At 72.8% G+C, this 23645-nt stretch carries 25 protein-coding genes; 14 read left to right on the top strand and 11 right to left on the bottom strand.

Features of this window, described 5'->3' with window-relative positions:
- Positions 1 to 126: 126 nt before the first annotated feature.
- A complete protein-coding gene (locus ATJ97_RS06305; RefSeq protein WP_098483006.1) occupies positions 127 to 528 on the bottom strand; it encodes an FKBP-type peptidyl-prolyl cis-trans isomerase in 402 nt (133 codons plus the stop codon).
- A gap of 179 nt (positions 529 to 707) precedes the next feature.
- On the opposite strand from ATJ97_RS06305, the gene ATJ97_RS06300 reads away from it, so the two are divergent.
- Positions 708 to 1136 (top strand): YybH family protein, encoded by a 429-nt coding sequence (locus tag ATJ97_RS06300; RefSeq protein WP_098483005.1) that lies wholly within the window; start codon positions 708 to 710, stop codon positions 1134 to 1136.
- Positions 1137 to 1292: 156 nt separating this feature from the next.
- Positions 1293 to 1664, top strand: a complete 372-nt coding sequence (locus ATJ97_RS06295) for an avidin-fold protein (RefSeq protein ID WP_098485277.1) — start codon at positions 1293 to 1295, stop codon at positions 1662 to 1664.
- Between the two features lie 77 nt (positions 1665 to 1741).
- Here ATJ97_RS06295 and msrA read toward each other — a convergent pair whose 3' ends face one another.
- Complete coding sequence (gene msrA, locus ATJ97_RS06290; RefSeq protein ID WP_211287065.1) at positions 1742 to 2440, bottom strand: peptide-methionine (S)-S-oxide reductase MsrA; 699 nt, start codon at positions 2438 to 2440, stop codon at positions 1742 to 1744.
- Positions 2441 to 2632: 192 nt separating this feature from the next.
- On the opposite strand from msrA, the gene ATJ97_RS06285 reads away from it, so the two are divergent.
- The gene (locus ATJ97_RS06285; RefSeq protein ID WP_098483004.1) at positions 2633 to 4090 is read left to right on the top strand and encodes an AI-2E family transporter; all 1458 of its coding nucleotides are present in this window, start codon (positions 2633 to 2635) and stop codon (positions 4088 to 4090) included.
- Positions 4087 to 5325 (top strand): threonine ammonia-lyase, encoded by a 1239-nt coding sequence (gene ilvA, locus ATJ97_RS06280; protein WP_098483003.1) that lies wholly within the window; start codon positions 4087 to 4089, stop codon positions 5323 to 5325. The genes ATJ97_RS06285 and ilvA overlap by 4 nt, the downstream gene beginning before the upstream one ends.
- Positions 5326 to 5410: 85 nt before the next feature.
- Here ilvA and greA read toward each other — a convergent pair whose 3' ends face one another.
- Both greA and ATJ97_RS06270 read right to left on the bottom strand, forming a co-directional pair.
- The gene (gene greA / locus ATJ97_RS06275) at positions 5411 to 5896 is read right to left on the bottom strand and encodes a transcription elongation factor GreA (RefSeq protein WP_098483002.1); all 486 of its coding nucleotides are present in this window, start codon (positions 5894 to 5896) and stop codon (positions 5411 to 5413) included.
- Positions 5897 to 6167: 271 nt separating this feature from the next.
- The gene (locus tag ATJ97_RS06270) at positions 6168 to 6593 is read right to left on the bottom strand and encodes a DUF4307 domain-containing protein (protein ID WP_170037156.1); all 426 of its coding nucleotides are present in this window, start codon (positions 6591 to 6593) and stop codon (positions 6168 to 6170) included.
- 161 nt (positions 6594 to 6754) lie between these two features.
- Here ATJ97_RS06270 and mca point away from each other — a divergent pair, with 161 nt between their 5' ends.
- The gene (mca, locus tag ATJ97_RS06265; protein ID WP_098485275.1) at positions 6755 to 7666 is read left to right on the top strand and encodes a mycothiol conjugate amidase Mca; all 912 of its coding nucleotides are present in this window, start codon (positions 6755 to 6757) and stop codon (positions 7664 to 7666) included.
- Positions 7663 to 8076, top strand: coding sequence for a hypothetical protein (locus ATJ97_RS06260; RefSeq protein ID WP_098483000.1), 414 nt, complete (start codon positions 7663 to 7665; stop codon positions 8074 to 8076). Before mca ends, ATJ97_RS06260 begins: the two co-directional genes overlap by 4 nt.
- Positions 8077 to 8163: 87 nt before the next feature.
- Here the strand turns inward: ATJ97_RS06260 and ATJ97_RS06255 are convergent, their stop codons facing one another.
- Both ATJ97_RS06255 and trhA read right to left on the bottom strand, forming a co-directional pair.
- Positions 8164 to 9150, bottom strand: coding sequence for a PPK2 family polyphosphate kinase (locus ATJ97_RS06255; protein ID WP_098482999.1), 987 nt, complete (start codon positions 9148 to 9150; stop codon positions 8164 to 8166).
- A 46-nt stretch (positions 9151 to 9196) separates the two neighbouring features.
- Positions 9197 to 9880: a PAQR family membrane homeostasis protein TrhA gene (gene trhA / locus ATJ97_RS06250; protein ID WP_098482998.1), complete on the bottom strand. Its 684-nt coding sequence runs from the start codon at positions 9878 to 9880 to the stop codon at positions 9197 to 9199.
- Between the two features lie 208 nt (positions 9881 to 10088).
- Here trhA and ATJ97_RS06245 point away from each other — a divergent pair, with 208 nt between their 5' ends.
- The 3 genes from ATJ97_RS06245 (at position 10089) to ATJ97_RS06235 (ending at position 13521) form a co-directional block, all read left to right on the top strand.
- Entirely contained in the window at positions 10089 to 10850 is a 762-nt protein-coding gene (locus tag ATJ97_RS06245; protein WP_098482997.1) for an isoprenyl transferase, read from the top strand.
- Between the two features lie 442 nt (positions 10851 to 11292).
- Complete coding sequence (phoH2, locus tag ATJ97_RS06240; protein ID WP_245862823.1) at positions 11293 to 12621, top strand: RNA 5'-3' helicase PhoH2; 1329 nt, start codon at positions 11293 to 11295, stop codon at positions 12619 to 12621.
- Between the two features lie 123 nt (positions 12622 to 12744).
- Positions 12745 to 13521: a sulfite exporter TauE/SafE family protein gene (locus ATJ97_RS06235; protein WP_098482996.1), complete on the top strand. Its 777-nt coding sequence runs from the start codon at positions 12745 to 12747 to the stop codon at positions 13519 to 13521.
- Between the two features lie 25 nt (positions 13522 to 13546).
- Here the strand turns inward: ATJ97_RS06235 and ATJ97_RS06230 are convergent, their stop codons facing one another.
- Positions 13547 to 14293 carry a carbonic anhydrase gene (locus ATJ97_RS06230; protein WP_098482995.1) on the bottom strand — a complete coding sequence of 249 codons (747 nt, stop codon included), beginning with the start codon at positions 14291 to 14293 and terminating at the stop codon, positions 13547 to 13549.
- 124 nt (positions 14294 to 14417) lie between these two features.
- Between ATJ97_RS06230 and ATJ97_RS06225 the strand changes: the two genes are divergently transcribed.
- Genes ATJ97_RS06225 through ATJ97_RS06210 form a run of 4 tightly spaced genes read left to right on the top strand, consistent with a single transcriptional unit; the run spans position 14418 to position 18785 of the window.
- Positions 14418 to 15674: an extracellular solute-binding protein gene (locus ATJ97_RS06225; protein ID WP_098485273.1), complete on the top strand. Its 1257-nt coding sequence runs from the start codon at positions 14418 to 14420 to the stop codon at positions 15672 to 15674.
- The gene (locus tag ATJ97_RS06220) at positions 15671 to 16633 is read left to right on the top strand and encodes a carbohydrate ABC transporter permease (RefSeq protein ID WP_098482994.1); all 963 of its coding nucleotides are present in this window, start codon (positions 15671 to 15673) and stop codon (positions 16631 to 16633) included. Before ATJ97_RS06225 ends, ATJ97_RS06220 begins: the two co-directional genes overlap by 4 nt.
- Position 16634: 1 nt before the next feature.
- A complete protein-coding gene (locus ATJ97_RS06215) occupies positions 16635 to 17483 on the top strand; it encodes a carbohydrate ABC transporter permease (protein WP_098482993.1) in 849 nt (282 codons plus the stop codon).
- Positions 17484 to 17513: 30 nt separating this feature from the next.
- Positions 17514 to 18785, top strand: coding sequence for an ABC transporter ATP-binding protein (locus ATJ97_RS06210; protein ID WP_098482992.1), 1272 nt, complete (start codon positions 17514 to 17516; stop codon positions 18783 to 18785).
- 78 nt (positions 18786 to 18863) lie between these two features.
- Here the strand turns inward: ATJ97_RS06210 and ATJ97_RS06205 are convergent, their stop codons facing one another.
- The 4 genes from ATJ97_RS06205 to ATJ97_RS06190 all read right to left on the bottom strand — a co-directional run bounded on the left by ATJ97_RS06205 (position 18864) and on the right by ATJ97_RS06190 (position 22326).
- On the bottom strand, positions 18864 to 20009 hold the full coding sequence (locus ATJ97_RS06205; protein WP_098482991.1) for a carbohydrate kinase family protein: 1146 nt from the start codon (positions 20007 to 20009) through the stop codon (positions 18864 to 18866).
- On the bottom strand, positions 20006 to 20338 hold the full coding sequence (locus ATJ97_RS06200) for an exodeoxyribonuclease VII small subunit (protein ID WP_483866843.1): 333 nt from the start codon (positions 20336 to 20338) through the stop codon (positions 20006 to 20008). The genes ATJ97_RS06205 and ATJ97_RS06200 overlap by 4 nt, the downstream gene beginning before the upstream one ends.
- 282 nt (positions 20339 to 20620) lie before the next feature.
- Complete coding sequence (gene xseA, locus ATJ97_RS06195; protein WP_245862821.1) at positions 20621 to 21892, bottom strand: exodeoxyribonuclease VII large subunit; 1272 nt, start codon at positions 21890 to 21892, stop codon at positions 20621 to 20623.
- 14 nt (positions 21893 to 21906) lie between these two features.
- A complete protein-coding gene (locus ATJ97_RS06190) occupies positions 21907 to 22326 on the bottom strand; it encodes a DUF3151 domain-containing protein (protein WP_098482988.1) in 420 nt (139 codons plus the stop codon).
- 193 nt (positions 22327 to 22519) lie between these two features.
- Here ATJ97_RS06190 and ATJ97_RS06185 point away from each other — a divergent pair, with 193 nt between their 5' ends.
- On the top strand, positions 22520 to 23551 hold the full coding sequence (locus tag ATJ97_RS06185; protein ID WP_098485272.1) for a 4-hydroxy-3-methylbut-2-enyl diphosphate reductase: 1032 nt from the start codon (positions 22520 to 22522) through the stop codon (positions 23549 to 23551).
- Positions 23552 to 23645 lie beyond the last annotated feature (94 nt).

Raw genomic sequence — 23645 nt, 5'->3', positions numbered from 1 at the left:
CAACTCCTTCTCGAGTGGTCAACTCCTTCTCGAGTGGTCAACTCCTTCTCGAGTGGTCAACTCCTTCTCGAGTGGTCAACTCCTCGCCGAGTGGTCAACTCCTCGCCGAGTGGTCAGACGCGAGGCTCACTCCACGCCGACGACGTCCACCACGAAGACGAGGGTGTCGCCGCCCTTGATGCCGGCCTGGGGCACGCCGCGCGGGCCGTAACCGTGCTCCGGCGGGATCGACAGCATGACGCGGGAGCCGATCTGCTGGCCGACCAGGCCGTCGTCCCAGCCGCCGATGACGACGCCCATCCCGATGGGGAAGGAGATGGTCTCCCCGCGGTCGTAGGAGTTGTCGAAGACGTGGCCGCCCCAGGTCTGGCCCAGGTAGTTCACGATGATGGTCTGGCCGGCCTCGACGGTGTCACCGGTGCCCTGCTCGAGCACCTGCACCTGCAGGCCCTCCGGTGCGCCGGAGTCGGGAAAGGTGAGCTCGGGCTTGTCGCCGAAGCCGCCGGAGGCGGTGGGGAGCGCGGTCATGAGGTCCTCTCGGTCAGGCCCGACGGCGCCGGGCAGGACTCCAGCGTACGTGCCGACCCCGGCCGGGCCGCCCGCCGGACAGAGGACCGGTGGGCGTTCCCACACCACCTCCTGCGGCGCACACTCGTGGTGACGAAGGAGTCGAGATTGATGAGGTCCAGGCGTTCCTGAGCGAGGTCATGCCCACGCTCACCGAGGCAGAGCTCGCGCTGCACCGAGGCGATCCGGGGCCTCGTGAGGAGCTCTGGTCGCACGACGATCCGGTCACGCTGTTCGGGGCGGTGCTGACCGAGTCCGGGTGGGGCCCGGTCGAGGCCTCGTTCCGCTGGCTGGCGGAGCGCTTCTCCGACGTGGAGGCGTGGTCCTACGAGGTGGTGGGCGCCGGAGCCAGCGGCGACCTCGGGTACGTCGCCGGTGTGGAGCACACCCGCGTCCGGGTCAACGGTGCGGACCCGGAGACGTACGACCTTCGGGTCACGGCGGTCTACCGCCGTGAGGCTGGCCGGTGGCGGCAGGTGCACCGGCACGGGGACCCGCTCCCGCAGAGCGACTCCGCCCGGCGGCAGATGCGCCGGATGACCGAAGGCCGGGCCGGTCCTGAACCCTGACCCTGCTGGGCACGTCGGAGTGTCGGGGCCGTGACTCCAAGAGCCGTCCGGGGGCTTGTGCAGGCACTGCTGCGTGTAGTCGACGGCGGCTCCTGAGCTCGTACCGCGAGGGCGCGGAGCGCCGGCCCGCCGGTGACCGGAGGTAGCGTGGCGGACATGACTGACACGTCCTTGACCACCCCTTCCTCGTCAACCGTCCCTCTGGACGGAAGGGTGTTCGCCGGCGTCACGAACTCACCCACCGGTCAGGTGAGCGGCTCCACGCGTTTCCGGTACCACGAAGCCGACGAGATCATCTGGGCGGAGTACGACGGCGGCGACATCGTGCGAGGGTTTCTCGTCGGGACGCGTCAGGACGAGCGCCTGCACTTCCGCTACAGCCACCTGAGCGCCGACCGCACCACCGCGAACGGTGTCTGCGAGAGTCGGATCGTGGTGCTCGAGGACGGACGCGTACGCCTCGAGGAGTCCTGGGCCTGGGAGTCACGTCCCGAGAAGGGAACCAGCGTCGTGGAGGAGGTCCGCTGACCGGCCGCTGACCCGCACACGAGAGCCCCGCCCATCACTCGGGCGGGGCTCTGCGCGTGTGCGGCGTTCGGCCTCTCTCAGTCGGTAGGCGGCGCGACGTCGACCTGGGCCGGCAGCTGGTCCTGGCGCACCAGACCGACCGGGCACGTCAGACCGTTGGGGCCGTGGTTGCAGTAGCCGTTCGGGTTCTTGTGCAGGTACTGCTGGTGGTAGTCCTCGGCGTAGTAGAACCGGCCCGGGAACGGCAGCAGCTCGGTCGCGATGGCGCCGTGCCCGTGCTCCGTGAGGACCTCCTGGAAGGCGTCGCGGGTCGCGCGGGCCGCGGCCTCCTGGCCGGGGGTGGTCCAGTAGATCCCGGAGCGGTACTGGGTGCCGATGTCGTTGCCCTGCCGGTTCGGGGTCGTGGGGTCGTGGTTCTCCCAGAAGGCCTTCAGCAGCAGCTCCGGGGAGGTCTTCGCGGGGTCGTAGACCACCTTCACCGCCTCGGTGTGACCGGTGAGACCGGTGCACACCTCCTCGTAGGTGGGGTGCTCGGTGAACCCGCCGAGGTAGCCGGCGGCGGTGGAGACGACCCCGGGCTGGCGCCAGAAGATCCGCTCCGCGCCCCAGAAGCACCCCATGGCCACGTACATGACCTCGGAGCCGGCGGGCCACGGGCCCTGCAGCGGGGTACCGAGCACCTCGTGCGTGACGGGCACGGGGTAGCCGGGCGTGGGGCGCCCGGGCAGGGCCTCCTCCGCGGTGACCATCTGCGTCCTGCGGCCGAGTCCGAACATGTGCGTCCCTCCTGAGATTGCGTCCACCGGTGCGAACGCCCGGGGCGGCGGCGTTCTTCCCGATCTCGCGCCCAGCATGCCCCGTCCGGCCGACTCGCCGGGCCGACCAGGCGGCTGCGGGGCCGGGAAGACAGGCTGGCCGTAGGCTGAGCGGAGTCAAGAACCTACCTCTCCACGGTGATAGCGGGGACCATGCCTGAACAGAGCAACGACGAGGGCGGGCGCCGCCGCAACCTACGGATCCGGCTGCGGCGCTCGGAGGACGCCGCAGCTGTGCCCGCCGTCCCGACGGCCGACGCCGGAGGCGTGCCGGAACGTCTCGGGCGCCGCCCGGGGCGTGGCGGTGCGGCAGCTCCCGGAACAGCCTCGCGGCGCGCCCCGGCCTCGACGCTGGTGGACGGCGTCCCACGCTCGCTGCGCGTGGCCGCCGGCTGGTCCTGGCGGCTCATCGTCGTGGCGGCGGCGATCGCGCTGCTCGTCTACCTCGTCGCCACGTTCCAGACGATCGTGGTGGCGGTGCTGGTCGCCCTGCTGCTGGCGGTTCTCCTCGAGCCGATCTCGGTCTGGCTGCGCCGGGTCCTGCACTTCCCGCGCACCCTCGCGGCCCTGACGGCGCTCGTGGGGCTCGTGGCGTTCGTCGTCGGTCTGCTCGTCCTCGCCGGCCGCTCGATCGTGGAGGGCTTCGGCGCCCTCGCCGAGCGGGTCGGGGTGGCGACGCAGGACGCCATCGACTGGCTGGCGAACGGCCCCCTCGGCATCGACGAGCAGCAGGTCCAGGGCTACCTCGACCAGGCCACGAGCCAGCTGCAGGCCAACTCCGACCGGCTGGTCAGCGGCGTCGTGGGTGTCACCAGCTCGGTGACGTCGGTCGCCACCGGCGCGGTGATCGCGCTCTTCTGCCTCTTCTTCTTCCTGCGTGAGGGCCGCAGGATGTGGCACTGGTTCGTCCGCCTCGCCCCCGTGGGAGTGCGCGACAAGATCAACGAGGCGGGCATCCGCGGGTGGATGACGCTGGGCGGCTACGCCCGGACGCAGATCCTCGTGGCGTTCGTCGACGCGGTGGGCATCGCCGCCGGAGCGGCGATCCTGCAGGTCCCGCTCGCCCTGCCCATCGGCATCCTCGTCTTCCTGTTCTCCTTCATCCCCATCGTCGGTGCCTTCATCTCCGGTGCCGTCGCCGTCGTCGTCGCGCTGGTCGACCAGGGGCTCGTCACCGCGCTGATCATGCTCGCCATCGTCCTCGCCGTGCAGCAGCTCGAGGGCAACGTGCTCCAGCCGTGGCTGCAGGGCAACGCCGTCTCCCTGCACCCGGTGGCGATCCTCCTCGCGGTGACCGCCGGCACCGGGATCGCCGGCGTCCTCGGTGCGCTGTTCGCCGTGCCGGTCGTGGCCACCATCAACACGGTGGTCCTCTACCTCTACGGGCACGACAAGTACCCCAGCCTCGACAGCGACATGCACCGGCCAGGGGGGCCGCCCGGTGCCGTCTTCGAGTCGATCGCCACCTCCTACGCCCACATCGCCGACTCCGACAAGGGGGCGGACGAGGACGGCCCGGTCACCCCGGACGACGGCGGAGCCCGTCCGGGCCCGGACATCTCCGACGGCGGGGCCGGGGACGCCGGCCACCGGTTCCAGGGGCCGCGGTGACCGCCTCCTGGCGGGCGGCGCCCGCGACCGCGGCCTTCGACCGCGCCACCTTCGCCGCTGCCGCCGAGGTGATCTCCGGCGTCGCGCACCGCACGCCGGTGGAGGAGTCCACGACGCTCGGCCGCGTCGTCGGGAAACGGGTCCATCTCAAGGCCGAGAACCTCCAGCGCACGGGGTCGTTCAAGATCCGCGGCGCCTACGTGCGCATCAGCCGCCTGACCGAGGAGGAGAAGGCACGCGGCGTCGTGGCGGCCTCGGCCGGCAACCACGCCCAGGGGGTCGCGCTGGCGGCTCACCGCCTGGGCATCCCGGCCAAGATCTTCATGCCCGTCGACGCCGCGCTCCCCAAGGTCGCCGCCACCCGGCAGTACGGCGCCGAGGTCGTGCTCGTGGGCGAGAACCTCAACGGCTCCATGGCGGCCGCGCTCGACGAGGTCGAGCGCACCGGGCGGGTGCTGATCCACCCCTACGACCACCCCGACATCGTGGCGGGCCAGGGCACCATCGGGCTGGAGATCCTCGAGCAGGTGCCGGACGTGCGCACCATCGTCGTCCCCACCGGAGGCGGGGGGCTGCTCGCCGGCGTCGCCGCGGCCGTCCACAGCGTCGACCCGGGGATCGACGTCGTCGGTGTGCAGGCCGCCACGGCCGCCGCGTACCCGGCGTCGCTCGCCGAGGGCCGCCCGGTGCTCCTCGAGGACCTGCACACGATGGCGGACGGCATCGCGGTCGGGATGCCCGGCGACGTCCCTTTCCGGCTGATCCGGGAGCACGTGCGGGAGATCCGCACCGTCACCGAGGAGCAGCTCTCGCGCGCCGTCCTGCACGTCGTCGAGCGTGCCAAGCTGGTGGTCGAGCCGTCGGGTGCGGCGGGGGTGGCTGCCCTGCTCGCGGACCCGGGCGCGTTCCGCGGCCCCGTGGTGGTCGTGCTCTCCGGCGGCAACGTCGACCCGCTCGTGCTGCTGCGGATCATCCGCCACGGCATGACCGCGGCCGGGCGCTACCTGCAGATGCGCGTGCTCGTCCAGGACTCCCCGGGCAGTCTGGCCGGGCTGCTCAACAAGCTCGCCGCGTCGGGCGGGAACGTCGTCAGCGTCGAGCACACCCGGACCTCCGCGGGGCTGGCCGTCGACGAGGTCGAGATCTCGGTGGAGCTGGAGACCAAGGGCCCGGAGCACTGCCAGAGCGTGCTCGAGGCGCTGCGTGCGGCCGGCTACACCATCCTGGCGCCCTGAGGGACGAAAGACCTGAGGGACGAGGGACCTGCGGGACGAAAGACGGGCCGCCCCGGTGGGGCGGCCCGTCCTCGATACGTCTCGCTCAGCCCTTGAAGGGCTTGACCTCGCCGATCTTGACCTCGATCTGCGCACCGTTGGGTGCCTCGTAGGTCACCGCGTCACCGGCAGAACGGCCCACCAGGGCCGCGCCGAGCGGCGACGACTCGGAGTACACGTCGATGTCCAGGTCCACCGCACCCTCGCGTGACCCGAGCAGGAACTTGCGCTCCCGGCCGGCGATCGTCGCGGTGACGACCATGCCGGACTCGACGATGCCGTCGTCCGGCGGCGGCTCGCCCACGTGCGCGTTACGGAGCAGCTCGGTCAGCTGGACGATCCGCGCCTCCTGCTTGGCCTGCTCCTCACGAGCGGCGTGGTACCCGCCGTTCTCCTTGAGGTCGCCCTCCTGACGCGCGGCGTCGATCTTCTCGGCGATCTCCTGCCGCCCGCGGCCCGTGAGGTGCTCGAGCTCAGCCTTGAGCCGGTTGTACGCGTCCTGGGTGAGCCAGGTGGTGCTCGTCTGTGTCACGGCTCCTCCTCCGAATACGTTCGTGCCCCGGTCGCAAAGCGTGTGCGGCCGAGGCAACGGGACTGATTTCGCCCGGGCGCTCGCACCACGTGCGCCGCTCCGGGGCGGCGTGTAAAGAACCAAGTGTAACAAACGCCCGCCCGTGCTCCCCGTTTCCCGCGCCGTGCCGGGCACGGCGCGGGGTAGCAAGGTCTTGCGATGGCGTGCCTCGCCGGTGCCGGTCCCGGCCGGGGTCGGCCGGCGGACCGGTCCGGACTGTCCGTCGGCCGGGTCAGCCCGCGTCGAGGGTGCGGCACTGCTGGACGCTGCCGGACGTCGCGAGCTCCGTGGTGGCGACGTCGACCTGGTGGGACGTGAGCTGCTTGTCCACCGGTCCGATCTCCACCTCGCGGTACCCCACCTCGGTGAAGGACTCGTTCAGCGCCACCAGCGTGCAGCGAACGGTCGACCCCGGCTCCGCGCGCAGGTTGAACCGCACGGTGGTGGTGCCCGGCCCCTCCACGGTGAAGCCGAGGTTCTCGGCGACGACGGCCGGCTTTGTGAGGTTGGACGCCTGGATGCCCAGCCCGCCCGCCACCAGGAGCGCAGCCACCACCCCGCCGACGACGAGGCCGCGCCGGCCGGACCCGGCCCCGCCGTAACGGGCCGCCATCACGGCCGGGTCGCCGGCGGGGCGCTGTGCTGCGGGCTCGGTCACCGAGGTTGCCTCCTTCTCCTGCCCCCGGCCTCGTCGGGTATGACGTAGGCACCCTGGGCGCTGATGCGAGACCATTGTCCCTGGAAACGACGACGAGAGAGGCGCCGCGAGGCGGCGCCGACCTGGAGGAACTGACGGTGACCCACGAGGCGTTGCGGCTCATGGCCGTGCATGCGCACCCGGACGACGAGTCGAGCAAGGGGGCGGCGACGTCGGCGCGTTACGCGGCCGAGGGGAACCGGGTGCTGGTGGTGACGTGCACCGGAGGGGAGCGCGGCGACATCCTCAACCCCAAGCTCGAGGGCGACCCGGAGATCCTGCGGGACATGCCGGGCTACCGCCGTCGGGAGATGGCCACGGCCGCCGAGGCGCTCGGTATAGAGCACGTGTGGCTCGGGTTCGTGGACTCGGGCCTGCCCGAGGGGGACCCGCTGCCGCCGCTCCCGGAGGGCTGCTTCGCGCTGGAGCCGCTCGAGGTGCCGGTCGGGGCGCTCGTGCGGCAGATCCGGGACTTCCGCCCCCACGTCATGACCTGCTACGACGAGAACGGCGGATATCCGCACCCGGACCACATCATGGCCCACAAGGTCGCCGTCGCGGCCTACGAGGCGGCGGCCGACCCGGACGCCTACCCGGAGGCGGGCGAGCCGTGGGCGGTGCAGAAGCTGTACTACGACATCTCCTTCTCGGTCGCCCGGATCGAGACCGTCCACCGCGCGCTTCAGGAGCGCGGGGTCAGCTCGCCCTTCGAGGAGTGGTTCGAGACGCGCCGCAACCGGCCTCGCCGCGAGGCGACGGCGCGGGTGGAGTGCGCCGACTACTTCCCCCAGCGGGACGCCGCGCTGCGGGCGCACGCCACGCAGATCGACCCCGACGGCTTCTTCTTCCAGGTCCCCCGGGACATCGAGAAGGAGGTCTGGCCGTTCGAGGAGTTCGAGCTCGCCCGTGCCCGCGTCGAGGTCGCGGACGGCGTCGAGGACGACCTGTTCGCGGGGGTCGTCCCGGCGGGCCTGCCCGTCTCGGGCGTCGCCTCGGGCGTCGACGGCCCGGCCGATGGCAGGGTTGAGCGATGACCTTCCTGCTCCTCGCCGCCTCGCCCACCCCTGCGCCGGCGCCCAGCGAGATGGAGCCGTGGGAGGTCAGCCCCGGCCTCATCGGGTTCCTCCTCGGCTTCTTCGTGCTCGCCATCGCCGTCGTCCCGCTCTTCCGGTCGATGGCCAAGCACATGCGCCGCGTGGACCACAACGAACGGCTGCGCCAGGCCGCCGAGGAGGGGGCCGCCGCCCGGGCCGGGGCCGACCCCGGCCACGGCTACCCCGTCGAGGGCGCCGCGACGCGCGGCGCGGTCCCCGAGCGCAGGGTCGTCGAAGGGGGGCCGACGTCTGCGGGCGGGACGGGCACAGGCGGTGGAGCCGGCCGGGCCGTCGGGCCCGACCGTCCGTCCGGCGAGGGTTCGCTGCCGGACGACGCCGGACCCGCCTGACGGGCGCCGGTACCGCTCACCGGGCGCCAGGACCGACGTGCGTCGGGACCGCCCGCCGGGCGCGGGGTCGCCCGACGAGTTCTGCGCTCAGCCGCCGCGGCGGCTCTCGGTGGACGAGGCGTCTGCCACCGCGGCCGCGTAGGCGGCCTCGGACTCGCGGTACTCGGCGGCCCTGTCCTCGACGCCGGACGCGGCCTCGCGCAGGCTCTCCTCGCTCATGGTGGCGGCGAGCCGCCGCCTCTGCTCGGCGACGTCCCAGCTCACCCCGGGCCAGTGCAGGTCGAGGTCCACCAGCGTCCGGGTCAGCAGCTCGGTCACCGCGAGCCGGGCGTACCACTTCCGGTCAGCGGGGACGACGTACCAGGGTGCGACACCGGTGCTGGTGCGCGCGAGGACGTCGGCGTAGGCGGACTGGTAGGCGTCCCAGCTGCGGCGGGTGTCGACGTCGCCGGGGTCGAACTTCCAGTGCTTGTCGGGCCGGTCCAGGCGCTCCATGAGGCGTAGGCCCTGCTCCTCGTAGGACACCATGAGCGCGACCTTGACGACCGTGGTGCCGGAGGCGGCGATCTCCTCCTCGAAGTGGTTGATCTCGTCGAAGCGCCGCGTCAGGACATCCTCCTCGACGAGGCCCTGCACGCGGGGGACCAGCACGTCCTCGTAGTGGGAGCGGTCGAACACCCCGATCAGGCCCGGGCGGGGCAGGGCGCGCCGGACCCGCCACAGGAAGTGGTGCTGCCTCTCCTCCTCGGTGGGGACGCCGAACGCGCGCAGCGCCACGCCCTGCGGATCCACCATGCCGATCACGTGCCGGACGATGCCGCCCTTGCCCGCCGTGTCGAGGCCCTGCACGACCAGCAGGACGGCCCGGTCCCCGCCGGTGCGTCCGTGGGCGAAGAGGCGCTCCTGCAGCTCGGAGAGGAGGCGTCCGCGCCGGGCCGTGAAGGCCTTGGCCTCGTCCTTGCCGCCGGCCCAGCCGGGCCGGCCGTGACGGTCGAGAGCGGAGAGGTCGAGGTCGGGTCCCGCGCGCAGGACCGTCCGCGGGTCCCTGGTCCACAGGTTCTCGGCGTCGCCCATCTCGGTCCCTCCGTGCGGTGGTGCCGCGAGGGTACCGGCGGCGTCGTCAGGCCGCCTGGTAGGCCGCGACGGACACCGCCGCGTAGTGGCAGCCCCAGCCGATGACGGTCCCGACGTGGAAGAGCTCGTGGAAGCCGAACCAGCGCGGGCTGGGGTTCGGGCGCTTGAGGGCGTACGCCGTCGCGCCGAGGGTGTAGGCGAGGCCACCGAGCGCCACCAGCCAGAACACCACGGGGCCGCCGGAGCGCCAGAACGCCGGCAGGAACCCCACGGCCACCCAGCCGAGGCCGAGGTAGATCGGCACATAGACCCAGCGGGGTGCGTCGAGCCAGAGCAGCCGGGCCGCGATGCCCAGGACCGCACCCACCCACACGACCGCGAGCAGGACCGTGGCGGTCGAACGGTCCAGCAGCAGGACCGCGAGCGGGGTGTAGGTGCCGGCGATGAGCAGGAAGATGTTCGAGTGGTCTGCGCGGCGCAGCACGGCGGCGGCCCGGGGCGACCACGTCCCGCGGTGGTAGACGGCGGAGGTGCCGAACAGCACGACGCCCGCGAGAGCGAAGACGGCGGTGGAGACCCGAGCCTGCGTGGTGGGGGAGAGGATCACGAGGACCAGGCCGGCCACCAGCGCGACGGGGGCCGTGCCGGCATGGATCCAGCCGCGCAGGCGCGGCTTGACCGCCGCGGCGATCGTCTCGCCGACCGAGGGCTCGTCGACGTCGTGGGGCATGGGGGCCTCCCGAGTTGGACCGTGGCCTCGGGCGAGGCCGTGGGGCGCCGCCGGAGGCGGGCGCGCCAACCTACGCTACCGTAGGTTGAACCGTGCGCGCACCGGTCGGGTGCGCAGCGGTAGCCTCGCCCCAGCGAGGCCCCGGGCCCCGCCGATCTGCAGTGGCGACGTCGACCGCCACACGTCTCGAGGGGAGCGACGCGGCGGCATGCGAGAGCCGGACCTGCTGTACCAGCTGTACGAGCGACGTCTCGTCGCCGCCCTGCAGCCCGAACGCATCCCCCGCCACGTCGGGGTGATCCTCGACGGGAACCGCCGCTGGGCGCGCGCCGTCGGCACGCCGCCCGTCCACGGGCACCGCCGCGGGGCCGACAAGATCACCGAGCTCCTCGAGTGGTCCGAGGAGGTCGGCGTCGAGGTCGTCACGCTCTGGATGCTCTCGACCGACAACCTCCAGCGCGACCCCGGCGAGGTCGCCGACCTGCTCGACATCATCGCCACCGCCGTGGAGAGGCTCGCCGGGACAGGGCGGTGGTCGCTCCGCGTCGTCGGCTCGCTCGACCTGCTGCCCGAGCCGATGGCCGAGCGTCTGCGTGCGGCCCAGGCGCGGGCCGAGGACGTGGCCGGGATGCAGGTCAACGTCGCCATCGGCTACGGCGGGCGGGACGAGATCACCTACGCCGTGCGCTCCTTGCTGCGCGAGCGCGCGAAGGCCGGGGAGACGCTGGAGTCCGTCGCGGCGGCCCTGACGGTGGACGACATCGCCGACCACCTGTACACCAAGGGGCAGCCCGACCCCGACCTGGTCATCCGGACCTCGGGCGAGCAGCGGCTGGGCGGGTTCCTGCTGTGGCAGTCGGTGCACAGCGAGTACTACTTCTGCGAGGCGTACTGGCCGGACTTCCGGCGCGTGGACTTCCTGCGCGCGCTGCGCGACTACGCCCAGCGCGAGCGCCGGCTCGGGCGCTGACGGCACGTCCCGGCGGGCTGCTCGCCGGGCCCGCGCGCCCGGTCTGGGTGAGCGCCCCGGGCCGGGCGGGTGAGCGGCCGGTGTCGGCACGGTGAACTCCCTGCGTCGGACGGCACATTCCGGGCGTGTCCGGGCGCGCGGGTGTCAGTTCGGCGTAGCGTCAGCCGTGACGGACGGCACACCTGCCGTCCTCCGGGAGGTCAGCCCATGCAGCAGCCAGCTGCGGACGGGAGGGGCCGCCGGTCCCTCGTGGGCCGGCCCACCGCCCCCACCACCGTGCCTCGCCCGCGCGCCGTGCGCGGTCCCGGGGCGCGGCTGACTCGGCGCCTGGCGCCATAGGGAGCCCCCCGTGAGCATCGACCGCACCACCAGCGCACCGCAGCCCCTCGACGCCGGAGCCGGGGAAGCCACCCCGGGCGCCGACGTCGCTGCCGAGATCGGCGTGGCCGAGCCGACCGGCACCGCGTTGCGGACCTACGTGCTGGACACCTCCGTGCTGCTCTCCGACCCGCGGGCGATCCTCCGCTTCGCGGAGCACGACGTCGTCCTGCCCGTCGTGGTGATCACCGAGCTGGAGGCCAAGCGGCACCACGCCGAGCTGGGGTACTTCGCCCGCAGCGCCCTGCGGCTGCTGGACGACCTTCGGGTGACCCACGGCCGCCTCGACTCCGCCGTCCCGGTCGGGGACGACGGCGGGACCGTGCGCGTGGAGCTCAACCACTCGAGCGAGCTGGTGCTGCCCTCCGGGCTGCGGCTCGGCGACAACGACACGCGCATCCTCGCCGTCGCCGCCAACCTCGCCGCCGAGGGGCACGCGGTCACCGTGGTCTCCAAGGACCTGCCCATGCGGGTCAAGGCCTCCGCCGTCGGGCTGCACGCCGAGGAGTACCGCGCCCAGCAGGTCGTCGACTCCGGCTACACCGGGATGACGACGGCGGAGCTGACCGAGTCGGAGATGGCCCAGCTGTGGGACGAGGGTCAGGTCGCCGTCGCGGACCTGGCCACCCCGGGCTCGCTGACCCAGGTCCCCACCCACACCGGCGCCGTCCTGCACTCCCCGCGCGGCTCGGCGCTCGGGCGCGTGGCCGCGGACGGGACGCTGCGGCTCGTGCGCGGCGACAGGGAGGTGTTCGGGGTGCGCGGGCGCAGCGCCGAGCAGCGCATCGCCATCGACCACCTCGTCGACCCGGACATCGGCATCGTCTCGCTCGGCGGCCGTGCCGGCACGGGCAAGTCGGCCCTCGCCCTGTGCGCCGGCCTTGAGGCGGTGCTGGAGCGTCGGGAGCACCGCAAGGTCGTCGTCTTCCGCCCGCTCTACGCGGTCGGCGGGCAGGAGCTGGGCTACCTGCCGGGCGACCAGACCGAGAAGATGAACCCGTGGGCCGAGGCCGTCTACGACACCCTCGGTGCCGTCGTGGCGCCGGAGGTGCTCGACGAGGTAATCGCCCGCGGCATGCTCGAGGTGCTGCCGCTGACGCACATCCGTGGCCGGTCCCTGCACGAGGCGTTCGTGATCGTGGACGAGGCCCAGTCGCTCGAGCGCAACGTGCTGCTGACCGTGCTCTCCCGCATCGGGCAGAACTCGAAGGTGGTGCTCACCCACGACGTCGCCCAGCGCGACAACCTCAGGGTGGGCCGCCACGACGGCGTGGCCGCGGTGGTCGAGGCGCTCAAGGGCAAGGAGCTCTTCGCGCACGTCACCCTCACCCGGTCCGAGCGTTCCGCCGTCTCCGCGCTGGTGACCGACCTGCTGGAGGGGATCGACATCTGAGGCCGCCCCGGCCCCGGGCCCAGGTCCCCGCCCGCGCGGTGGAGGGACAGGGCGCCGTGCCGACCGGGCGCCGTCCGGTGACCCGGGTGCGTCGTCGGGGCGCGGGGATGGCATGCTCTGCCGGTGCCCGAGCTGTCCGCCCTCGCCTGGTCCCTCCTGGTCGCAGGCGCCCTGCTGGTCGGACTGAGCAAGACGGCGGTGCCCGGCGCGGCCACCATCTCCGTCGCGCTCTTCGCCGCCGTCCTGCCCGCCCGCGCCTCCACCGGGGCCCTGCTGGTGCTGCTGATGGTCGGCGACCTGTTCGCGGTGTGGAGCTACCGCGCGCACGCCGACCTCGCGACGCTGCGACGCCTCGTCCCCACCGTGCTGCTCGGCGTGCTGGCGGGGACCGCGTTCCTCGCCGTGGCGGGGGACGACGGCGTGCGGCGCACCATCGGGGTCATCCTCCTGGGGCTCCTCGCCCTCACCGTGGCGCGGCGGGCACGTTCCCGGCGTGCCCGCCGCACCGGCGAGGGATCACCTCGGCCCGCCGGCGGAGGGCTGCGCCGTCGGATCACCACCGGCACCTACGGCGTCCTGGGCGGGTTCACCACGATGGTCGCGAACGCAGGCGGCCCCGTGATGGCGCTGTACTTCCTCGCCTCGAGCTACTCGATCAACCGCTTCCTGGGCACGGCGGCGTGGTTCTTCTTCGCCGTGAACCTCGCGAAGACGCCGTTCTCGGTCTCGCTCGGCCTGATCACCGCCGACTCACTGCGCCTCGACCTCCTGCTGCTGCCGGCCGTCGTCCTCGGGGCGCTGGTGGGCCGCCCGCTCGCGCGCCGGCTCGACCAGCAGCTCTTCGAGCGGCTGGTGATGGCGCTGACCGTGGTCTCGGCCCTCTACCTCCTGCTGGGGTGAGCCGGGCCGGTCCGGCGCGGCCTCCTCAGCCCTCGAGCGGCCCCACGTGGTCGACCACGTGGGCCGTGCCGTCCGCCAGGGTGTACTCGACGCCGACGATCGCGCAGCGGCCCTCGTCGACCGCCGCCGCGAGCGAGCGGGAGTAGTCGCGGAGCATCTGGACCGTCGCGCGCACGTGCTCCCGGCGCAGCTCGTCGTCGTCGGGCAGGGGGACGCTGCGCACGGTGCCCCCGGCTCCCACATGGACGGAGCGGTCGGTGGCTGCGCCGTCGTCCGCGGGCGTCGAGGCGTCCCGGGCGGCCTCCGCCTCGGCCGCGGCGACGGCCTGGCCGGCGGCGAGCTCGGCGTGGGTGAGCAGGGACGGGATGACCCGGTCGACGACGGCGCGCACGAACCCCGTGGGCATGCGGCTGGTGAGCAGCGCCTCGGTGGCGGCGCCGACCGCGCCGCAGTGGTCGTGGCCCAGGACGACGACGAGAGGGGCACCGAGGACGTCCACGCCGTACTCGATGGACCCGATCACCGTGGTGTCGAGCACGTGGCCCGCGGTGCGGACCACGAACAGGTCACCCAGGCCCTGGTCGAAGATGATCTCGGCGGCCACCCTCGAGTCGGAGCACCCGAACAGCACGGCGTACGGGTGCTGCTCCCGGGCGACGGCCGCGCGGTGGGCCGCTCCCTGGGAGGGGTGCTGCATGGCGTCGGCGACGAACCGGGCGTTGCCCTCCTGCAGACGCTGCCAGGCCTGGGCGGGGGTCAGGGATGTGCTCATCCCCGCATCATCCCAGCGTGCACCCCCTCTCCGGTGGCGCGTTCCATCCGTTGGCGGTTACCTGTGAGCAGGAACGACAGCCGAGGGAGGCACCGTGCGACGACGCAGACGGGTGGCCGTGCTCATGGCCGCGGCGCTGGCTGCCGGGGTGTCGGCGTGCGCCGCGGAGGCGGGGCCGCCGACGCTCACCTGGTACATCAACCCTGACGCCGGCGGGCAGGCGAGACTCGCGCAGACCTGCACCGAGCAGGCGAACGGGGCGTACAAGATCGAGACGGTGCTGCTGCCCCGGGACGCGTCGTCCCAGCGTGAGCAGCTCGCCCGACGACTGGCGGCGAAGGACTCGTCGATCGACCTCATGAGCCTCGACCCGCCGTTCATCCCCGAGCTGGCCGAGCCGGGGTTCCTCGCCCCGATGCCCGACGACGTCGCGAAGAAGACCACCGAGGGTGTCGTCCAGGGCGCGATCGACGGTGCGTCGTGGAACGGCGAGCTCGTCACGGTCCCGTTCTGGGCCAACACCCAGCTGCTCTGGTACCGCAAGTCGGTGGCCGAGGCGGCGGGGCTCGACATGAGCAAGCCCGTGACGTGGCAGCAGCTCATCGACGCGGCCCAGAGCCAGGACAAGCTGCTGGCCGTGCAGGGCCAGAAGGACGAGTCGCTGACGGTGTGGATCAACGCGCTCGTGTCCTCCGCGGGAGGGCAGATCATCACCAACCCGGAGGCGCCGGCGCAGGACATCAAGCTCGGCCTGGAGAGCGAGGCGGGCCGGCAGGCCGCCCAGATCATCGGCGAGATCGGCAACTCGGGGGTCGGTGGGCCGGGGCTGCCCACGGAGGACGAGCCCACGTCGCTCACCATCTTCCAGGGGGAGGACGGCTCCTTCATGGTCAACTGGCCGTTCGTGTGGTCCTCCACGGTGACCGCGGTGGAGGACGGTTCCGTCGACAAGGCCGTGCTCGACGACTTCGGCTGGACCACGTACCCGCTGACCGCGGAGGGCGGCGAGGTGACTCCGCCGTACGGCGGCATCAACATCGGTGTCGGCGCGTTCAGCGACCACCCGGACCTCGCCTACCAGGCGGCCGAGTGCATCGTGACCCCGGAGCACCAGGCGGAGTACTTCGTCTCCGACGGCAACCCGGCCGCGGCGTCCCAGGCCTACGAGGACCCCAAGGTCCAGGAGGCCTACCCGATGTACGACGTCATCCGTGAGTCCCTCGACAAGGCCGTTCCCCGGCCCCAGACGCCGTTCTACAACGAGGTCACGTCCGGGCTCCAGGAGAAGTGGTTCCCGCCGGCCTCCGTCAACCCCGACACCACGCCGGAGGAGTCGACCCAGTTCATCACCGCTGTCCTGCGAGGGGAGAGGCTGCTATGACCACGTCAGTGACCCCGCCGGTGGCCGAGGAACGCGCGGCGCCCGGGCGGGCCCGGGCGCGCAGGAGCGACCGCGCCCGGCAGGAGGCACGGCTGGGATGGTGGCTCGCCGGCCCGGCGTTCGTGGTGATGCTCGCCGTGACGCTCTACCCGATCCTGCAGGCGATGTACGACTCGCTCTTCCGCTACCGCCTCACGGCGCCGGAGGAGAGGCAGTTCATCGGCCTGTCGAACTACGGCGTGGTGCTCGTCGACCCGATCTTCTGGCGGGACCTCTGGGTCACGGTCCTCATCACGATCATCACCGTGGTCATCGAGCTCGTGCTCGGCTTCGCCCTGGCGATGGTCATGCACCGGGCCATCCGCGGGCTGCGCGGAGCGCTTCGGACGGCGATCCTCGTGCCCTACGGCATCATCACTGTCGTCTCGGCGTTCGCCTGGTTCTACGCGTTCGACATCACCTCGGGCTACGTCAACCACTGGTTCGACTGGGTGCCCGGCATCAGCGAGAACCTCAACTGGTTCGCGAGCCAGGGAACGTCGCTGTTCGTCATCATCGCCTCCGAGGTGTGGAAGACCACGCCGTTCATCTCGCTGCTGCTCCTCGCCGGCCTCGCGCAGGTGCCGGGAGACATGGAGGAGGCGGCCAAGGTCGACGGCGCCACTCCCTGGCAGGTGCTGTGGCGGGTGATCCTGCCCAACATGAAGGCCGCGATCATGGTGGCGGTGCTCTTCCGGGCCCTGGACGCGTTCCGCATCTTCGACAACGTCTTCATCATGACCAACGGGGCCAACGGCACCGAGGTGCTGTCCCTGCTGGCCTACCGGACGTCGATCGGGCGGCTGGAGATCGGGCTCGGGTCGGCGGTCTCGGTGCTGCTGTTCCTGTGCGTGATCCTCATCTGCTTCGCGGCGATCAAGCTGTTCAAGGTCGATCTCACGAGCGCGAGGGGGGAGTGACATGGGCCGGCTGACCGGACGTCAGAAGCTGGGCTGGGCGGTTATCGCGGTGCTCGTCTTCGTGTACGCGCTCTTCCCGGTGCTGTCCATCTTCATGACGTCGCTGAAGTCCACGAGCGACATCCGTTCGGGGACGTTCCTGCCTCCCAAGGTCTCCTGGGAGAACTACCAGCAGATCCTCACGGCCGAGGGTGGGGCGCGGGACCTGTTCCTCCCGGCGCTGCGGAACTCGATCGGGATCTCGCTCATCGCGACCGCGATCGCGGTGGTGCTGGCGACGCTGGCCGCCTACGGCATCGCCCGCCTGGACTTCCGGGGCAAGAAGCTCATCCTGACGACGGCGCTGGGCGTGTCGATCTTCCCCGTGATCTCGATCGTGACGCCGCTGTTCAACCTCTGGCGCAACATCGGCCTGTACGACACCTGGCCGGGCCTGATCATCCCGTACCTGTCGCTGACGCTCCCCATCTCCATCTGGACCCTGGCGGCGTTCTTCCGCCAGATCCCGTGGGAGCTCGAGCAGGCGGCGCAGGTGGACGGGGCGACGCCGTGGCAGGCGTTCCGCAAGGCCATCGTGCCGCTCGCCGCACCCGGGGTGTTTACCACCGCGCTGATCGCGTTCTTCATCGCCTGGAACGACTTCGTCTACGGCATCTCGCTCACCTCGACCAGCGCGGCCCGCCCGGTGCCGGCGGCGCTGGCCTTCTTCACCGGCGCCTCGTACTTCGAGCTCCCCGTGGGAGCGATCTCCGCGGCGTCGATCATCGTGACGATCCCGGTGGTCGTGCTCGTCGTGCTGTTCCAGCGCCAGATCGTTTCCGGACTCACCCAGGGAGCGGTGAAGGGCTGACCGGCCCTGCCGCAAGGAGGAGAACCTCAAATGGCATCCATCACGATGGAGAACATCGTCAAGCAGTACGGCGACGGGTTCCCGGCCGTCAACGACGTCTCCCTCGACATCGAGGACGGCGAGTTCGTCATCCTGGTCGGCCCCTCCGGCTGCGGGAAGTCCACCTTGCTGCGGATGATCGTCGGTCTCGAGGACATCACCTCCGGCGAGCTGCGCATCGGGGACGAGGTGGTCAACGACAAGGCGCCGCGCGACCGGGACCTGGCGATGGTGTTCCAGAACTACGCCCTGTACCCGCACCTGACGGTGTACGAGAACATCGCCTTCCCGCTGCGCCTGCAGAAGGGGCAGTTCTCCTCGGAGGAGGTCGACCGGCGGGTGCGGCACGCGTCGAGCCTGCTCGAGCTCGACGAGCACCTCGACCGCAAGCCCGCGAACCTCTCCGGCGGCCAGCGCCAGCGCGTCGCGATGGGGCGGGCGATCGTGCGGGAGGCCCGCGCGTTCCTCTTCGACGAGCCGCTGTCCAACCTCGACGCGAAGCTGCGCGGGCAGATGCGCACCGAGATCGCCCGGCTGCAGCGCAACCTCGGCATCACCACGGTCTACGTCACGCACGACCAGACGGAGGCCATGACGCTCGGCGACCGGGTGGCGGTGCTGCGGCGCGGGATCCTGCAGCAGGTGGCCAGCCCACGCGGGCTGTACGACCAGCCGGTGAACCTCTTCGTGGCCGGCTTCATCGGGTCGCCGCCGATGAACTTCCTGGCCGGCGCGGTCGAGGGCGACGTCCTGCGGCTGCCGATCGCGGACGTGCCGCTGGACGACCGGCTGCGCAAGGCTGTCGGCAACCGCAAGACCGTCATCGTCGGCATCCGCCCCGACGACTTCGAGGACGCCGACCTCATCACCGGCGACCGGCGCGGGGCCGGTGTGGTCTTCGACGCCAACGTCGACGTCACCGAGTGGCTCGGCGAGGTGCTGTACGCCTACATCCCCTACGAGCTGGACGAGAGCGTGCGCAAGCAGCTCGACGAGCTCGACCGTGAGCTCGAGGGCGAGGGGATGCGCTCCCAGCTGGTCGTGGCGCTCGACGCCATGAGCCCCATCCGCGACGGCGACACCGCGCAGCTGTGGATCGACCCCGCGAAGATCCACCTGTTCGACCCCGAGAGCGGCGACAACCTCACCCGCGACGAGGAACGCGCCGCCAAGCTCGAGGAGGACGCCAGGGAGCAGCGCCGGCGTGCCCTCGAGCGGGCCAAGCGCCGGGCGGAGCGGGAGGGGGCTCCCGCCAAGGCGTGACCGGACGAGAGATCCCCCGCCGGGCAACCCGGCGGGGGATCTTCCTGCGCGTCGACCGGCGGGCGGTCCCGCGACGTGTCAGCCGGCCGTGAGCTCCGCGCGGGTGGGCGGGTTCGCGCCCGCCCGGGACACCGTGATCGCGGCGATCCGGGCCGCGTGGTCGAGGACCCGCTGGACCGTCGCGGGGTCGACCGCGCGCAGCGCGCCGCGCCGGTCACCGCCGAGCAGCCCGGCGGCCCACAGGCCGTCGAGCAGGCCCGCGGTGAAGGAGTCACCGGCCCCGACGGTGTCGACGACGTCGGCCGGGTGCGGGGCGGAGACGAGCTCGTCACCCGCGGCGGTGACGGCCCAGGCGCCGTCCGCCCCCCGCGTGACGGCGACGACGGCGGGTCCGCTCGCGAGCCACCGTCGGGCCACGGCGAACGGGTCCTCCTGCGGGTACAGCCAGGCCAGGTCCTCGTCCGACGCCTTGACCACGTCCGACTGGCTCACCAGTTGCTCGACCGCCGCGCGCGTGGCGTCCCGGTCCGGCATGAGATCGGGGCGGATGTTGGGGTCGTAGCTGATGGTCGCCCGCGCGCGGTGGCGGGCGACGGTCTCCGCGACCGTGCGCGCCCCCGGTTCCAGCACGGCGGCGATCGACCCGGTGTGGAGCACGAGCGGCTCGAGGGCCGGGTCCGGCTCCGGCGGTGCCCACTCGAGGTCGAAGACGTACGTGGCGGCGCCCGACCCGTCGAGGCGGGCCCGCGCGGTCGAGGTGCGCGAGGCCCGTGCCGAGGCGGCCGAGAGACGCACCTCCTCGAGCTCGAGGTGCGAACGCAGCAGCGCCCCGTGCGCGTCGGTGCCGAACCAGGAGACGAGCTCCACGTCGCGCCCGAGCCGGGAGAGGCCGACCGCCACGTTGGCGGGGGAGCCACCGGGGTGCGCGGAGGGCTCGTCCCCGGGCCGCTCGACGATGTCCACCAGGGCCTCGCCGACCACGAGGGCGAAGCCGGTCGCGTCGTCGTGCGGCAGGCCGGCCGGTGCACCGGGGCCGTACGCGGCCGTGGTGGGTGCCTTCGGGCCCTGGGAGAGCTCGGGGTCGCCCTCGGGCCGGAACGGGTCGCGCTCCGCCGGTGCCTTGGCCGAGCGCTCCGTCGGGCTGCCGTCGCCACCGGGTGCGTTGCCCGCACGCGCGGGCGGCGTCGCCCCCTCCGGGTCCGGGGTGCTGTGCACGTCGCTCATCGGGTCTCCTCCTCGGGCAGGGCGGCTGCCGCGTCGTCGAGCGCGGCCTCGCGCTCCGGCGCCGGGTCCTTGCTGGGGCTTCCTGCGGGCTGCGGGCGCCCGTCCGACGCGCCGTGGGCGGCGTCCAGGCGTGCGCGGGCGTTGTCGAGCCAGGACTGGCACCGTGCGGCGAGCGCCTCCCCGCGCTCCCACAGCGCGAGAGCGTCCTCCAGGGAGGTCGAGCCCGCCTCGAGACGGCGCACCACCTCGATCAGCTCGTCCCTGGCCTGCTCGTAGCTCAGGGTGGACACGTCGGGCAGCTCGGACACGTTCTGGCTCACGGCCGACAGTCTTTCATCGGCCGCCGACTCCCGCAGACCCGGCCTCGTCCGCCGTCGGCGGACGAGGCCGGGTCGTGTGTCGCCGGACGCGGGATGGTCGTGGGTCGCCGGACGCGGGATGGTCGTGTGTCGCCGGACGCGGGATGGTCGTGGGTCGCCGGACGCGGGATGGTCGTGGGTCGCCGGACGCGGGATGGTCGTGGGTCGCCGGACGCGGGATGGTCGTGGGTCGCCGGACGCGGGATGGTCGTGGGTGGCCGCACGCGCCCCGGACCGCCGCGGGGCTGCGCGCTACTCGTCCGCCTCGTCGCCGTAGCCGACCTCGAGGACGAGCCGGCCACGTGCCAGCAGCGCCTCCAGCTGGTCGCCGGGCTCCACCTGGTCCGGGTCGCGCACGACCTCGCCGTCGTGAGTGCGCAGGACGGCGTACCCACGGGCGAGGGTCGCGGCGGGGGAGAGCGCCCGCAGGCTGCCGACGAGCCCACCGAGCTCCCCGGCCGCCCGGTCGGTGCGCCAGGCGAAGGCCCGGGTGGCGGCGGTGCGGGCGTGGCGGACCTCCTCCTCGCGTCGCTCGACCACGGCGTGCGGGTCCGCCATCACCGGCCGGGAGCGCAGCGCGGCGAGACCCTGCTGCTCCCCGTGCAGCCGGGCGCGGACGGCGTGCCGGATGCGCTGACGGGCGTGCGTGAGCCCGCGCCGCTCCTCGGCGACGTCCGGGACGACGTGCTTGGCGGCGTCGGTGGGGGTGGACGCCCGGTAGTCGGCGACGAGGTCCAGCAGCGGGGCGTCCGTCTCGTGCCCGATCGCGGAGACGAGCGGGGTGCGGCACGCGGCGGCCGCGCGGACGAGGGACTCGTTGGAGAAGGGCAGCAGATCCTCGACGGCGCCACCGCCCCTGGCGACCACGATCACCTCGACGGCCGGGTCGGCGTCGAGCTCGGCGAGCGCCTGGCACACCTCGGCGACGGCCCGGGAGCCCTGGACGGCCACCTCGCGGATCTCGAAACGGACGGACGGCCAGCGGGTCCGTGCGTTGACCACGACGTCATGCTCCGCCTTCGACTCCCGCCCGCAGATGAGCCCCACGGTGGCCGGCAGGAACGGCAGCGGGACCTTGCGATCGGCGTCGAACAGCCCCTCGGCGGCCAGCACGCGCTTGAGGTGCTCGATGCGCGCGAGCAGCTCGCCGACCCCCACCGGGCGCAGCGCGTCGGCCTGGAGCTGCAGGGTGCCCCGCTTGGGCCAGAAGACGGGCTTGGCGTGGACCACCACGTGCGAGCCCTCCTGCAGCGGCGCCTCGACGGCCGCCAGCACGCGTGCGTGCACGCTGACGGGCAGGGACATGTCGGCGTCCGTGTCCCGCAGCGTCAGGAAGGCAAGATTCGCGCCGGGACGCCGGTTGAGCTGAACCACCTGGCCCTCGACCCAGAGCGGCGCCATCTTGCTGACGTACTCGGTGATCTTGGAGGAGAGGAGGCGGACCGGCCACGGGTTCTCCGCCGTCGTCTCCAGCGCCCGCGCGGCGAGACGGCGCGGGGCGGGCGTGTGGTGGTCGGACGTCACGGTGCCCACGGGCGTCACCGTCCCCCGAGCACCTCGACGGCCCGCGGGTCGGAGTCGGCGAGGAGCTGCATGCAGCGGGCGTGCTCCTCCTCCTCGCCGATCGCCGCGGCGGCGTCGGCCAGGGCGAGGACCGAGAGGAGGAACCCCTGGTTGGGCAGGTGCGCGGCGGGAACCGGTCCGGCGCCGCGCCACCCGGCGCGCCGCAGGGCGTCCAGCCCCCGGTGGTACCCGGTGCGGGCGAAGGCGTAGGCCGCGACCGCGTCGCCGGCCTCCAGCGACTGACGGGCCAGCCGCGCCCACGCGAGGCTCGCGGCCGGGTGCCGGGCGGCGACCGCGCGAAGGTCCTCGCCGGCCTCCAGCGCCGCGCGCGCGGCCACGTCGGGGTGGTCCTGAGGGAGCAGGACGGGGTCGGGCTCGAGCAGGTTCCGGTTCATGGGCCCATGGTCGCACCCGCCCGTGACACCGGCCCACCGCCTGTGCTTTCGGACACCACGATGGCCCCGCCCGAGGCTTCCCACGTACCCTGGCCGGGTGACCACGCCCACGACTTCATCCGCGTCCTCCGGATCCGCCCCGAGGGTCAGCTCCCTCGCCGGCGCCTCCGCGTTCCCCGGCACGGTCGAGAGCATCCCGGCGCCCGACGGCAAGCGCATCCTGCTCGCGGCTCCGCGCGGCTACTGCGCCGGCGTCGACCGCGCCGTCGACGCCGTCGAGAAGGCGCTGGAGCTCTACGGTGCGCCGGTCTACGTGCGCAAGGAGATCGTCCACAACAAGTTCGTCGTCGAGACGCTCTCCCAGCGTGGCGCGATCTTCGTCGAGGAGACCGACGAGGTGCCCGAGGGGGCCCGCGTCGTGTTCTCCGCCCACGGCGTCTCGCCGGCCGTGCACGCGCAGGCCGCCGCCCGCAACCTCGCCACCATCGACGCCACCTGCCCGCTGGTGACGAAGGTCCACAAGGAGGCCGTCCGCTTCGCCAACGAGGACCTCGACATCCTCCTCATCGGCCACGAGGGCCACGAGGAGGTCGAGGGCACCCAGGGGGAGGCGCCCGACCACATCCAGGTGGTCAACGGCCCGCACGAGGTCGACCAGGTGCAGGTCCGCGACCCGGAGAAGGTCATCTGGCTCTCCCAGACCACCCTCTCGGTCGACGAGACGATGGAGACCGTGAAGCTGCTCCGCGAGCGCTTCCCCCATCTGCAGGACCCGCCCAGCGACGACATCTGCTACGCCACCCAGAACCGTCAGGTCGCGGTGAAGAAGCTCGCGCCGGACGCCGACGTCGTCATCGTCGTCGGCTCCGCGAACTCCTCCAACTCTGTCCGGCTCGTGGAGGTGGCGCTCGAGGCGGGCGCCGGCTCTGCGTACCGGGTGGACAAGGCCGACGAGATCGACCCGGCCTGGCTGGAGGGCGCCACCACCGTCGGACTGACCTCCGGGGCGTCCGTCCCTGAGATCCTCGTGCGTGACGTGATCGACCGTCTCCGGTCGCTCGGCTACAGCGGGCTGGAAGAGGTCCGCACGGCGACCGAGGACATCATGTTCTCGCTGCCGAAGAACCTGCGCGGTGACCTGAAGGCCGCAGGCGAGCAGCCCGACCGCCCGCACCGCGCCCGTCGCGCGCGCAACGCCGCCGCACCCGCCGCCCCGCGGGCCTGAGTCGCTGTCCCCGCACCGGACCGCGCGGGCACGGCGCGGTCCGGAGCGAGCGTGGGGCTCTCGATAACAGGCAGGCCCCTCCGCCCAGGGACCC

The sequence above is a fragment of the Georgenia soli genome, from assembly GCF_002563695.1.
GTDB lineage: Bacteria > Actinomycetota > Actinomycetes > Actinomycetales > Actinomycetaceae > Georgenia > Georgenia soli.
This window is presented reverse-complemented; position numbering and strand designations above follow the sequence as displayed.